Origin of the sequence: Pseudemcibacter sp., from assembly GCF_965661635.1 — a bacterium.
Classification (GTDB): Bacteria; Pseudomonadota; Alphaproteobacteria; order Sphingomonadales; family Emcibacteraceae; genus Pseudemcibacter.
This window is the reverse complement of the sequence record NZ_CBFIEP010000001.1, coordinates 1-13,283: the sequence shown is the minus strand read 5'-3', so window position 1 is coordinate 13,283 and position 13,283 is coordinate 1. Positions and strand designations below refer to the sequence as shown.

Below are 13,283 nucleotides of genomic sequence, written 5' to 3'. Positions count from 1 at the left end.
TAAATGTTACTCATCGGTAAGCAAATTTTCTATGGAGCGTTTAAATGCAAGATATCCTCGATAAATTAGAAGAAAGAAGGCAGTCAGCAAGATCTGGCGGTGGCGAGGCGCGAATAAACGCGCAGCATGAGAAAGGCAAACTAACGGCACGTGAACGTATTGAACTTCTAGTCGATAAAGATAGCTTCGAAGAATATGATATGTTTAAAGAACATCGTTCAGTTGATTTCGGTATGGAGAATACTAAAATTGCCGGAGACGGTGTTGTTATTGGATCTGGAACCGTTAACGGCCGTTTGATTTTTATTTATAGCCAGGATTTTACAGTTTTTGGTGGCTCGCTTTCTGAAACCCATGCTGAAAAAATTTGCAAGATCATGGAAATGGCCATGAAAAATGGCGCTCCTGTAATTGGGATTAATGATTCAGGTGGTGCTCGTATTCAAGAGGGTGTTTCGGCTTTAGCCGGATACGCCGAAGTTTTTCAAAGAAATATTATGGCGTCTGGTGTTGTTCCGCAAATATCCCTTATCATGGGGCCATGTGCAGGTGGTGCCGTATATTCACCGGCCATCACTGACTTTATCTTTATGGTAAAAGATAGCTCTTATATGTTTGTAACGGGCCCGGACGTCGTTAAAACAGTTACCAACGAAGTCGTTACACAAGAAGAGCTTGGTGGCGCCACTACTCATACTGTGAAATCAGGTGTCGCCGATAATGCTTATGAAAATGATCTTGAGGCTATTAAGCAAACTAGACGATTTATAGATTTCTTACCGCTCAGTAATAAAGAACAACCGCCAACCAGACAGTCTTTCGATCAGCATAGTCGCGAAGAATTATCCCTTGATTCTCTAATTCCAGATAATCCAAATAAACCTTATGATATGCATGAGTTAATCCGCAAAACTGTGGACGAAGGGGACTTTTTTGAAATTCAGCCAACTTTTGCAAAAAATATAATCACTGGTTTTGCCCGAATTGAGGGCTCAACTGTTGGCATCGTCGCTAATCAACCGATGGTGCTGGCTGGATGTCTTGATAATGATGCTTCACGTAAATCGGCAAGATTTGTTCGATTTTGTGATTGTTTTAATATTCCAATCGTAACATTTGTTGACGTGCCCGGTTTCTTGCCGGGTACAGCACAAGAATATGGTGGTGTGATTAAACATGGCGCAAAATTACTTTTTGCTTACGGTGAAGCAACTGTCCCAAAAATTACGATAATCACCCGTAAAGCGTATGGTGGTGCTTATGATGTAATGGCATCCAAGCATTTAAGAGGCGATCTTAACTTTGCCTGGCCGACGGCTGAAATTGCCGTTATGGGCGCCGAAGGCGCGGTAAAAATTATCTTCCGTGAAGAGGCAAAAGATCAAGAAAAATTAGAAGCTAAGACACAAGAATATTCTGACAAGTTTGCTAACCCTTTTGTGGCCGCACGACGAGGATATATTGATGATGTGATCATGCCGCATGCGACTAGGCGTCGTGTAAGTCGTGGATTACGGATGTTGAAAAATAAAGACGTCCAAAACCCTTGGAAAAAACACGATAATATACCGCTGTAGGAATGAAGAATGTTTGATAAAATACTTATTGCAAATCGCGGCGAGATTGCTTGTCGTGTGATTAAAACGGCTCATAAATTGGGTATCGGTACTGTTGCAGTATATTCTGATGTTGATGCGGATGCACTTCATGTGCGCATGGCATCTGAAAAAGTTCATATTGGTAATGCGCCAGCAACGGAAAGTTACCTGGTAATTGATAAAATCATCGATGCCGCTAAGAAAACAGGTGCTGATGCTATTCACCCTGGGTATGGGTTTCTGTCAGAAAATTCTGAATTTTGTGAAAGATTAGAAAAAGAAGGTATCACATTCATCGGACCAGGTACCGAGGCTATTGGTGTTATGGGTGATAAAATTTCTTCAAAAAAACTTGCGGAAAAATCGGGTGTGAATACCATACCTGGCTATATGGGTGTTATTAAAGATGCCGATGAAGCTGTTAAAATATCCAAAGAGATAGGATATCCCGTAATGCTTAAAGCGTCAGCTGGCGGTGGCGGTAAAGGCATGCGTGTCGTTTATAATGATGAAGAAGCATACGAAGGTTTCAATTCTGCCGTTAATGAAGCGAAATCTAGCTTTGGGGATGACCGCGTTTTTGCTGAAAAATTTATTGAAGAGCCACGCCATATCGAAATCCAGGTATTGGGTGATAAACACGGAAACGTTATTTATTTAATGGAACGTGAATGTTCAATTCAACGTCGGCATCAAAAAGTTATAGAAGAAGCACCTAGCTCTTTCTTAACTGAAGAAACCCGGTCCAAAATGGGCGCGCAATCAATTGCCCTTTCAAAAGCTGTTAATTATAGCTCTGCGGGTACCGTTGAATTTATCGTTGATAAAAACCAGAACTTTTATTTTCTGGAAATGAACACGCGCTTACAAGTTGAGCATCCCGTAACGGAATTAATAACGGGTGTAGATCTAGTTGAACAAATGATCAGAAGTGCTGCTGGCGAGCCATTAAATATTAAACAAGAAGATGTTCAAATTAAAGGGTGGGCAGTGGAAGGCCGTGTTTACGCAGAAGATCCATTAAGAAGATTTTTACCGGCAATCGGCCGTGTTATGGATTATATTCCGCCGGAAGAAGATAACTATATTCGTATAGATAGTGGTATTTATGAAGGCAGTGAGATTAGTATTTATTATGATCCGATGATCTCAAAAATAATTTCTTATGCCGATGACAGAGCAGAAGCCATTAGTAAGCTGCGCTTGGCATTAGATGAATATTACATTCGCGGTGTTGGTCACAATATTTCATTTTTATCTGATGTTTTGAAATCAGAACGTTTCAAAAGTGGAGATATTTCAACAAAATATATTGAGGAAGAGTATCCTGACGGCTTTAATGGCGGCTCGGTGAGTTTAGAGGCATGGAATATACTTATCTGTGTTGCGACAACTGTGCATTCTTGTGAAATTGGACGCCAGTCGACTATAAGCGGCCGCATGAATGAAGAAGCCAGTGTCTTTAATGAAACATGGCAAATACAGTTAGACGGTGAAACGCAATCCGCCAATTTCTTAATGACACAAGAAGGGTGTAATGTCATTACAGGCGGTCTAGTCTATAATGTTGAGACATTATGGGCTCCAGGTAATCCGGTGTTCAAAGCCACAATCAATGGCGACCCTGTTAATGTAGAAGTCGAATATCTTAAAGATGGATATTTGCTTACTTATGATGGCGCTAGTGAAATTGTGCATGTGAGAAGTGAACGCGAAGTTGAACTGGCCTCATTAATGCCAGAAAAAATTGCCCCTGATATGTCAAAATATCTCCAATGCCCAATGCCAGGTTTGGTTGTTTCAATAGATGTTGTTGAAGGTGATCAGGTACAAACTGGCCAAACATTATGTGTTGTTGAAGCCATGAAAATGGAAAATGTACTCAGAGCGGAGCGCGATGGGGTCGTATCAAAAGTTTCTGCTGTTGCAGGCGATAGTCTGGCTGTTGATGAGATAATAATGGAATTTGAATAATGCTAGATGAAGGCCATAAAGCACTAAGGGTTTTAATCTTTGGTCGAGTTCAAGGTGTTTTTTTTCGTGATTGGACAGTGAAAACGGCGTTAAAACTTGGGCTCAATGGTTGGGTAAGAAATAGAAGTGATGGAACCGTCGAAGCTTTAGTAGTAGGCGATAGCGAGACAGTAGATAAAATGGTGAAAGAATGCTGGATAGGACCGAGTACTGCTAAAGTTGAAAATATTGAACTATCAAACGCAATAGGTATTGTGAAGGATGGTTTTGAGCAGAAACCTACTGTTAATCTAAATGAAAGGCGAGGGACGTAATATTAAGAGAATATTTTATCCCATGTTTTTTTAAGTGTCACATCTAAGTCATTCATATTAACGGGAAGACCTAGGTCAACAAGCGATGTGACACCGTGTTCAGAAATGCCGCAAGGTACTATGCCCGAATAATGGCTTAAATCGGGTTCAACATTGATGCATATTCCATGAAAGGTAACCCATTTTCGTACTCTAACGCCAATCGCGGCTATTTTATCTTCACGACCACCATCCCGTTCTACCCATACTCCAACTCTACCTTCACGGGTTTCACCAATTACATTGAATTCTGCGAGACTTTCAATAATCCAACGTTCTAAGTCAGCGACATATTTTCTCACATCTCTACTTCGTTTATTCAAATCAAGCATAACATAAACAACACGCTGTCCGGGACCGTGGTAAGTATATTGACCGCCGCGCCCAGCATAATAAACAGGAAATCTCTTTGGGGTGAGAAGGTCGCTTTCTTTCGATGAAGTGCCAGATGTATATAATGGAGGATGTTCGACAAGCCAGACCAATTCATTTGCTTGTCCTTCGTTGATTTTTGCAACGCGCTCTTCCATAAAGTTGAGCGCCTCATTATAATCAACGACACCCTTACCAATTTTCCATTCTATTTGAGCATCTGCTTTCATTTATGAATATCTTTGCTTTTTTAACTAAAAAATAACTATAATGTATCACTGTTGTTGGTATATAATCATATTACTATTGAATTCAAGTAAAAGGCTTTGTTGATGTCACAAGCAGTCGAAGATGTTGAAGTAGAATTAACAGTTGTTCTCGGGCAAAATTTAATGCCTGTTAAGCAACTGTTGAAGCTAGGTCGTGGTGCTGTGATTGAATTACAGTAGCATTGCGATAGTCCAGTTAAAATATATGCTAATGGCGAACTAATTGCCAAAGGTGAAATTATGGTTTCTGGTGAGAACATCGGAATTACTCTTCTTGAAGGTGTAAAAGGCTTCCGTGAGCTTGGAGTTGTAAAAAAAGCATAAGAAAGTCAGTTTTCTGTTGCGCTCCTCTCTTTCATTTGATACTTCACCACAATTGATTTACCAAACTACGAAAATGCGGTCGTGGCGGAATTGGTAGACGCGCAGCGTTGAGGTCGCTGTGGGCGTTGAGCCCGTGGAAGTTCGAGTCTTCTCGACCGCACCATTTTCTTCAATAAATTAAGTAAAAAATCCCTACTCCTGTACGAATTAATAAAAAAAAGCTATAATGATCCCTAGGGCTTTGTATTTAATGGGGTTAGTTATGTTTATTATTAAAAGTGCTTTTTAAGTTTAGTATGTATATTCACCTTGTCGTCTTATGCGACAGCGCAGGAAATTGCCGTTAATTTTATTGCTAATGCAAGCATAAGGATTACGGATGGTAAGCAGGTTATCTTTACTGATTTTCCTTATGTATCAGGTGCCTTTGGGCATATGATTTATACCTATCCATATTTTGTTGAACAAAATAATGATGTCACGACTCTTATTACCAATAGGTTTAACGATCATATCGATCAAGAAAAAATTCTTACTTTAGATTGGGATATTGTTGCGCCTGATGACGTTGTTTCTGATTTGAAAAGCAAGTATCAAGAATTAATTGTATTACGAGAAACGCAATTAGCAGAAATTAAGAAAAATACTGAAATTCAAAAACTTATTAATCCGAATGCAGTTATCAGACCTGTTATATTAGAAGAATTGATAGAACCGTCTGTGACAGTAGCTAAAGAAGAAATGACCATTGGAAATGCGAAAGTCACGACTTATGATACACCGACAGCAGGGAGTAAAAATCTTTCATACTTAATCGACTGGGGTGGTAAGAAAATCTATCTTGCTGGCGATACTGGTGACGTGGAACATTTGTCTGCTTTACCGCCACTTGATATGGCATTCATTTCTCCTTGGTTATTTGAAAATGCCAGAAGAGCCAATGCGCTTCCTGATACTAAGAAGTTGATAATTTACCAACATAAAGAAGAAGAAATTATTCCTAATTGTTTTACCTGTACGATACCAGAAAGAGGCGATTTTATTCCTTTTGAATAAGATTCTTTAATTTATTATTGGATATATTCTTTTTGTTGTTGCGTTAAAGTCGAATATATTCTTTCATGTGTTGCATTTAAAAACAAAAAATATTGCGGGAGATAATATGATGCATCAAAAAATAAAACTAGGAATGGTTTCGCTAGCTGCACTAGCAATCACTGGCTGTGGTGACCAAAATAGTTCCGATTCTAATAATGGCATCGATATGAGTGTAGAAGCTATTCATGAACGAGTCGTAACCCTAGATACTCATGTCGATATTCATGAGGATATGACATTTGATCCAATTTATGACCCAGGTACAGATACGCCGCAACAGGTCGACCTTGGAAAAATGGAAACCGGTGGACTAGATAGCGCCTTTTTCATTGTCTATGTGGGGCAAACAGAGCGTACCCCTGATGGATATGCATTAGCAGAAGAAAGAGCACGCCGTAAATTTAGCGCTATTCACCGTATGACAGAATTTTATCCGGATCGCATTGGTTTTGCTAATACCCCGGATGAATTTGAAGAAATCGCATCTAGCGGCCGCAAGGTTGCAACCATTGGCATTGAAAACGGCTATGTCATCGGCAAAGATCTGGAGCGAATTGAGGAGTTTTATAACCTTGGTGCACGCTACATGACTTTGGCTCATAATGGTCATAATGATATTTGTGATAGTGCAACCCCTCTTGCGCGTCTTGGCGATAGCGAAGAAGAGCATGGTGGTGTAAGCGAGTTTGGTTATAAAGTAATCGATGAAATGAACCGGCTTGGGATGATGGTTGATATTTCACATACGTCAATCAAGTGCATGATGCAGGCGACAGAATATTCTAAGGCACCAGTGATTGCGTCTCATTCAGGAGTATGGGAAATAGCAAAACACAGGCGAAACCTTAATGATGAACAATTAAAGGCTGTGGCCGCTTCTGGTGGCGTTGTTCAGATAGTTGGATTAGATGGCTTTGTAAAATATTATCCAGCAAAAGGCCCTGAAGTTGATGCACTTAGACAAGCGGTAGCAACAGCTGCGGGGGATGCTGAATGGGATGGCGATAAGCATTCTAGTTTAGATCAATATGTAAAAGGTATGGAAGCGATAGATGCGAAATACCCTGCTGGCACCGTAGAAGATTTTATTGATCATGTAGACTATGCCGTTAATTTAATAGGAATTGATCATGTAGGTCTGGTATCTGATTTTGATGGCGGTGGCGGTGTCGTTGGTTGGAATAGTGCCGCTGAAACTATGAATGTAACTGCTGAAATGGTTAAGCGCGGTTATACTGAAGAAGAGATCGCCAAAATATGGAGTGGCAACACGCTAGCATTATGGCGTAGGGTCGATGAAGCGGCAAAGGCACTTCAATAATTGATATAATAAAATAATGGCTGATTTAAATACTAAGTTATATGCCATATTTTGAACGCAATGATCGTCGTAAATCGAATATGAAGGCATATATAGAGTGTCATTGTAAACAATACGAATGTTTTATTTTAAAACATAATGCAATTGTTGAAGGAGGAAACCAATGAAGAAGACATTATTAGTAGTAATTTTAGCTTTTACGGCAGCCTGTGCAACATCATCACAAGATGCTGTAATTTCTATTTTTCCAAAGGTAAATTCTTCTAATATTGGTGAATCTATTCCTCTTTACATTTCCGTTGAAGATTCGCGGTCATCAGGGGTAATAGGAACTTATGGTAATAGTGACCAAAATGAAAATGACCAAGATATCGAAAGATCATTAGAAGATTCACGCTCAACTAACCAAAGCAATCAGTACAATTCTGGAAGTCAAATTTACACCAGTCAAGACTTAGCGAGAACAATTGGTGTGGCGTTAGTAGACAGCTTTTCTAGAATGGGGTTTCAAATAACGGATAAAGATAGCCCTAGTGTTGTCCATCTTCATGTTTTTCTTGAAGAATTGAATTATGAAGTTGATAGCGGCACCATTAAAACGGATGTTGAAACAAAATCTCGCGTTCGTGTGGAGGCTATCGACAAAGGTTATAATCGTACCTTTAGCAACTCTGAGCAAAGAGCTGTTCCTTTTTCGGCAAACGCTGACAGCAACAATTCCCAGCTTAGTAATACATTAAACACGACAATTCAAAGAATTATCGATGATACTGATCTTATTAATGCATTGAAAAAATAATTAATTCATAACAGCTTTAAACGCTGCAAGACACTTATCAACATTTTCTTGGCAAGCACTGTGGCCCATTAAGCCGACACGCCAAACTTTACCGGCAAGCGCACCAAGTCCGGCGCCGATTTCTAGGTTATGCTCATTTAGAAGGCGCGTACGAATTGCGGCTTCATCCGTAATATGATCAGGAATTTTAATGGTATTTAATTGCGGGAGTGCGCATGCCGGATCTACTAAATATTCTATACCCATTTCATTAAAACCAGTTCTAAGTTTAGCCGACATATCAGTATGGCGCTGCAATGCGTTTTCTAAACCTTCTTCCTTTAAAATCAGTAAGCTTTCATGAAGCGCATACATGGCATTCACTGGGGCAGTATGATGATAAGACCTGCCACCTGTACCTTCCCAATAGCCCATAACTAAGTTTAGGTCTAAAAACCAACTCTGAACGGGATCTTTGCGGTTTTTAATTTTTTCAATGGCGCGATCATTAAAACTTACGGGCGAAATACCGGGAGGGCAGCTTAAGCATTTTTGGGAACCTGAATAAATTGCATCAATGCCCCAACCATCTACATCTAACTCAGATCCACCTAAAGATGTCACGGCATCAACTATGGTAATACAGTCATGGTCATGTGCAAGCGCACATAACGATTTTGTATCTGATGCAACACCGGTTGAAGTTTCGGCTGCAACAAAGGCCAGAATTTTAGCATCAGGGTTATTTTTAAGTGCTTCTTCTGTTTTTGAAAGTGATACGGGCGTGCCCCAATCATCGTTAACGACGATGGCTTCGCCGCCACATCTCGTTACATTTTCAAACATTCGTGTGCCGAAAACGCCGTTTACACAAACGATAACTTTATCGCCTTTTTCAACCAAGTTGGCGAAACATGTTTCCATGCCGGCTGATCCTGGTGCAGATACGGGAAAAGTAAGTTTATTCTCAGTTTTAAAGGCATAACGAAGTAAATCTTTTATTTCATCCATCAGTGTTTGAAATGCGGGATCAAGGTGACCGATTGTTTGACGTCCCATTGCTTCAAGAACACGAGGGGATACGTCAGATGGACCTGGGCCCATTAAAGTACGTTTTGGAGGGATAAAAGATTTCATTTTATAAATTTCCTGATTGAATAATACAGTTTACTGAAGTGAAACTTAATTGATCTTTTACAACATTGAAAGGATTTATCTCGAAAATTATGATCTATTTAATATAAGCGCTTGACGTTAAATGATATAAAGTTGATAAAATACCAGAACTCAGGGGAAGAAAATGAACGTTTCAAACGAAAATAATCTTTCTGATAATGAAAGCATGCTAGACGAAGTTCTTCCGGTTTCACCAGAACTGGTTGACGAAATTATTCATGCCCTTGAGAAAGGTGATAAAGAACAAATCGATTTTTTATTAGAACCTCTTCATAATGCTGATATTGCTGATGTTTTTGAGCAATTAAGTGACCACCATCGACGGATATTAACATCTGTTATTGGTTCCGAAATGGAACCAGAAGTGTTATCTGAGCTAGATGATAGTACGCTAGATGATGTGATTGCCGAAATGGACGATCAAGATGTCGCGCGGGCTATTTCTCAAATGGAAAGTGATGATGCTGTTCACGTCCTTGAGGATCTAGACCAAGAAGAGCAGCGTAAAATTATTGATGCTCTTTCATACGAAGATAGAATTGCCATTGAAGAAGGACTTTCTTACCCAGAAGATAGTGCGGGCCGGCTTTTACAAAAGAATCTGGTTTCTGTTCCTGGACAATGGTCGGTGGGAAAAGTCATTGATTATTTCAAAACAGATAAAGAACTGCCGAATGAATTTTATGAGGTTTTCATTGTTGATCCAATGCATCATCCAATCGGTACAGTCGCCTTAAACAAAATTATACGCAGTGACCGTGATATATTGATTAGTGAGATCATGGAAGAAGAGCTTAAACTTGTTCCCGTTGAAATGGATCAGGAAGAAGTAGCTTATTTATTTAGGCACTATGATTTAACCTCAATGGCTGTGGTCGATGATAGTGGAAGATTAATCGGAATGATTACTGTTGATGACGTCGTAGACGTTATTGATGAAGAAGCCGAAGAAGACTTGATGCTGCTTTCTGGTATTGCTGATACGGACATTACTGAAAGTGTAATAGAGGCGTCTAAAAACCGAGTTATATGGCTCATAATTAATTTGGCGACGGCAATTTTAGCATCAATGGTTATTGCGTTATTTGATGCAACTATTGAACAAATGGTCGCCTTGGCCGTTCTAATGCCGATTGTTGCTTCCATGGGTGGAAACGCTGGTACACAAACCATGACTGTAACGGTTCGTGCTCTCGCAACACGTGAATTGACAACATCAAATGCGAAACGAATTATATTTAGGGAATTTTCCATTGCCTTACTAAATGGGATTATCATCGCTGTTTTAATTGGCGGACTTTCATGGGCATGGTTTAATAGTTCTGCATTAGGTGGGGTTATGGCTGTCGCAATGATTATTAATATGATTATGGCGGGCCTTGCAGGAATACTCATTCCGATCGGCTTAGACAAAATAAATATTGATCCCGCCCTTGCCAGTAGCATTTTTGTGACGACGATAACGGATGTTATTGGATTTTTTGCCTTTTTAGGATTGGCTGCAGTGGTTCTAATTTAATTATGACTGTAAATCTTATCAAATTATGTGTGGGGATCGAAAGCGTTGAGCATTTGATTGACGCTCGTAAAAAAGATCCTCGAAACAATGGCCTTAATTATAATTTTCATATTACAAGGTTTAAACCCAAAAGAGCCGAAGAAGTGCTCGATGGAGGTTCATTATACTGGGTGATAAAAGGATTTGTTTTAGCAAGACAAAGGATTATCGGTTTAGAAGAAGTGAAAACCGATACTGGCAAAAAATGCATGATTAAAATGGATAAAAAAATTCATTTAACAGAAAGTCAACCGAGGCGTGCTTTTCAAGGATGGCGATATTTGGAAACAAGTTCTTCACCTGCAGATTTGCCAGAGGGAAGTGCAATAGCAGAATTACCCACAGAACTAAGAAACGATCTTAAAGAGCTTGGTCTAATCTAGCCTCTTGGAATATATTTTCTGATAAACGAGCTTTATCAAACTGACGTAAGCGATTTACACGGATAATACTACTTAAATTGTCAATATACTCATATCCAAGCTCAGAATAAAAAATAAGCGTGATTAATAAATTACTTACATCAATATCTTTTGGGTTTTCATATTTACGTCGTTCAATTCTGAAGTCTTCGTAGGCGGGATGCGTATTTAAATTTAGGGCATACCCTCGAACGGCTCCCATTAAATTATCAAATACTTTTATGCTATGAGATTGATCATCCCCCCGTTTTAAGGGAACCATTCCTTTTTCATCATCCCAAGTCCATTGGCCATATAAAGCATTTGCTTCGGTGGCAAATCGTGACGTTCCCCAACCCGTTTCAATGGCGGCCTGTGTTATAGCAAGTGAAGGGGGTATAATGTTCATTCTGGAATAAAGTTCAGGAATATCAAATGATTGAATTCGGTATTGTTTTAATTTTTTTTCTATCCACCCACGCTGCTCCACTGACATATCCCCTGTTGATTCCATTGAATACATTATTTCTGAAAGTTCTTTGCGGTCATTCATAATATCTTCATTTACTTGTAAAATTAGTGGAAGAATAATGGATATAAAGATTTCTTTACGTTCGTCTGTATCTGAAATTTCCTCCAAGTTTTCGGGTAAACTAGAAAGGAATAGTTTAGGTACGCTTGTGAGGCCTCTTCTAACTTCATTTAAATTATAATCGTATGAAGCAAAAATCGCTTTAATATCTGTATCATGGGGTGTGAGATCAATTTCAGAATCAATTGAGGTATCATCGGGTAACCTGCTGTTTACGACCTCGTAAATTGACACAAATAGAGGTAAAATCAGGAAAAGAGTGGCTAATATAATTGTAGCTACAATTTTTTTGCTAAAAAATGACGTTTTTGGACGTATGCTACTAGCCATATAAAACCTAAAAGGATAAGTTAATGTAGTTATCAATATATAATAATATAGTGAGCCTTTAATTGCTAGACAAATTATGGGACTGGTGTTTGGAGAAAATGATGCCTAAAGATAAAAATAAGGCACATATCATCGTGGTAGGAAATGAAAAAGGGGGGTCGGGGAAATCGACAACTTCAATGCATGTTATTGTAAGTCTTATGAAAAAAGGCTTCAATATTTCAGTGATAGACTTGGATTCAAGGCAAAAATCATTGGCAAGGTATCTTGAAAACCGCCTTAATTATGCAGATAAAACTGGATTAGATTTAGCTGTACCTGATGTTTATGTGCTTTCACGTTCAATGGAAGGGGACGTGGACAATATGATGTATGAAGATACTAAGAATTTTTCAGAACTGCTTGATGAATTACATAAAGAATCTGATTTTATTCTTATCGATTGCCCAGGAAGCGATTCTAATTTATCGCGGCTGGCGCATGCTTCGGCTGATACGTTAATAACGCCAATCAATGATAGCTTTGTTGATCTTGATTTGTTGGCTTCGGTAGATCCGGAAACTTATAAGGTTGATAGATTAAGCCTTTATAGTGAGATGGTTTGGGATGCGAGAAAACATCGTGCAATGACTGACCGTGGAACCATTGATTGGATCGTGATGCGTAACAGGACTTCTGCACTTGATGCAAAAAATAAAAGACGCGTTAATGCGGCTTTAAAAGAATTGCAGCAAAGAATTTCTTTCAGATATGTGCAAGGATTAGGAGAGCGGGTTATTTATCGGGAATTATTTCCAAAAGGATTAACGCTCGTTGATTACAGAGATACAAATGAAAAAATGACAATGTCTCATGTAGCTGCGCGTCAAGAAATACGGCGATTAATGGGAGATCTGCAGCTTCCCGAATGGAAAACAAAAGACGATATGCATGAAATTCCGCAGATTAAGGCCTCTTAATGTTATATATAGTAATCCTATTATTGGGGGCCGGTATAACTTATTACGCTGTATCTAATTACATGAAAACTCAGCCTGAGAAATTTAATGGTGTGTTTCGAAAGGTTCTTGCGATCGCACTTGGGGTCATGGCATTTGTTATCCTTATCAAAGGAAATATTCCTGTAGCGGGTGTCCTTG

The 13,283-nt window shown here is 39.2% G+C and carries 13 protein-coding genes, 1 tRNA gene and 1 pseudogene; 12 read left to right on the top strand and 3 right to left on the bottom strand.

Going from position 1 to position 13,283, the window contains the following annotated elements; translation table 11 throughout:
- The first annotated feature begins 44 nt into the window (after positions 1–44).
- Genes ACTF6W_RS00075 through ACTF6W_RS00065 form a run of 3 tightly spaced genes read left to right on the top strand, consistent with a single transcriptional unit; the run spans position 45 to position 3,886 of the window.
- Positions 45–1,577 (top strand): acyl-CoA carboxylase subunit beta, encoded by a 1,533-nt coding sequence (locus ACTF6W_RS00075; RefSeq protein WP_438992499.1) that lies wholly within the window; start codon positions 45–47, stop codon positions 1,575–1,577.
- 9 nt (positions 1,578–1,586) lie between these two features.
- Positions 1,587–3,572, top strand: coding sequence for an acetyl-CoA carboxylase biotin carboxylase subunit (locus ACTF6W_RS00070; RefSeq protein ID WP_438992498.1), 1,986 nt, complete (start codon positions 1,587–1,589; stop codon positions 3,570–3,572).
- Positions 3,572–3,886, top strand: a complete 315-nt coding sequence (locus tag ACTF6W_RS00065; RefSeq protein ID WP_438992497.1) for an acylphosphatase — start codon at positions 3,572–3,574, stop codon at positions 3,884–3,886. Before ACTF6W_RS00070 ends, ACTF6W_RS00065 begins: the two co-directional genes overlap by 1 nt.
- Before the next feature lie 2 nt (positions 3,887–3,888).
- Here ACTF6W_RS00065 and lipB read toward each other — a convergent pair whose 3' ends face one another.
- Entirely contained in the window at positions 3,889–4,527 is a 639-nt protein-coding gene (gene lipB, locus ACTF6W_RS00060; protein ID WP_438992496.1) for a lipoyl(octanoyl) transferase LipB, read from the bottom strand.
- A gap of 102 nt (positions 4,528–4,629) precedes the next feature.
- On the opposite strand from lipB, the pseudogene ACTF6W_RS00055 reads away from it, so the two are divergent.
- The 5 genes and pseudogenes from ACTF6W_RS00055 to ACTF6W_RS00035 all read left to right on the top strand — a co-directional run bounded on the left by ACTF6W_RS00055 (position 4,630) and on the right by ACTF6W_RS00035 (position 8,108).
- Positions 4,630–4,890, top strand: a pseudogene (locus tag ACTF6W_RS00055) (FliM/FliN family flagellar motor switch protein).
- 75 nt (positions 4,891–4,965) lie between these two features.
- A tRNA-Leu gene (locus ACTF6W_RS00050) sits at positions 4,966–5,053 on the top strand.
- Positions 5,054–5,199: 146 nt separating this feature from the next.
- A complete protein-coding gene (locus ACTF6W_RS00045; protein ID WP_438992495.1) occupies positions 5,200–5,946 on the top strand; it encodes a hypothetical protein in 747 nt (248 codons plus the stop codon).
- 106 nt (positions 5,947–6,052) lie between these two features.
- Complete coding sequence (locus ACTF6W_RS00040) at positions 6,053–7,309, top strand: dipeptidase (RefSeq protein ID WP_438992494.1); 1,257 nt, start codon at positions 6,053–6,055, stop codon at positions 7,307–7,309.
- A 163-nt stretch (positions 7,310–7,472) separates the two neighbouring features.
- On the top strand, positions 7,473–8,108 hold the full coding sequence (locus ACTF6W_RS00035) for a YajG family lipoprotein (protein ID WP_438992493.1): 636 nt from the start codon (positions 7,473–7,475) through the stop codon (positions 8,106–8,108).
- On the opposite strand, the gene ACTF6W_RS00030 is transcribed toward ACTF6W_RS00035, so the two are convergent.
- Positions 8,109–9,191 (bottom strand): pyridoxal-phosphate-dependent aminotransferase family protein, encoded by a 1,083-nt coding sequence (locus ACTF6W_RS00030; protein WP_438992518.1) that lies wholly within the window; start codon positions 9,189–9,191, stop codon positions 8,109–8,111. It lies immediately after the preceding gene.
- 196 nt (positions 9,192–9,387) lie between these two features.
- Between ACTF6W_RS00030 and mgtE the strand changes: the two genes are divergently transcribed.
- Positions 9,388–10,782 (top strand): magnesium transporter, encoded by a 1,395-nt coding sequence (mgtE, locus tag ACTF6W_RS00025; RefSeq protein ID WP_438992492.1) that lies wholly within the window; start codon positions 9,388–9,390, stop codon positions 10,780–10,782.
- A gap of 2 nt (positions 10,783–10,784) precedes the next feature.
- Entirely contained in the window at positions 10,785–11,204 is a 420-nt protein-coding gene (locus ACTF6W_RS00020) for a DUF1489 family protein (RefSeq protein WP_438992491.1), read from the top strand.
- Here ACTF6W_RS00020 and ACTF6W_RS00015 read toward each other — a convergent pair.
- Positions 11,182–12,144 (bottom strand): glucosaminidase domain-containing protein, encoded by a 963-nt coding sequence (locus ACTF6W_RS00015; RefSeq protein ID WP_438992490.1) that lies wholly within the window; start codon positions 12,142–12,144, stop codon positions 11,182–11,184. The two genes, ACTF6W_RS00020 and ACTF6W_RS00015, sit on opposite strands and share 23 nt — an antisense overlap.
- Before the next feature lie 101 nt (positions 12,145–12,245).
- Here ACTF6W_RS00015 and ACTF6W_RS00010 point away from each other — a divergent pair, with 101 nt between their 5' ends.
- Entirely contained in the window at positions 12,246–13,103 is an 858-nt protein-coding gene (locus ACTF6W_RS00010; RefSeq protein ID WP_438992489.1) for a division plane positioning ATPase MipZ, read from the top strand.
- Positions 13,103–13,283 (top strand): hypothetical protein (locus ACTF6W_RS00005; protein ID WP_438992488.1); only part of this gene is annotated, 181 nt, incomplete at its 3' end. The genes ACTF6W_RS00010 and ACTF6W_RS00005, both read left to right, overlap by 1 nt.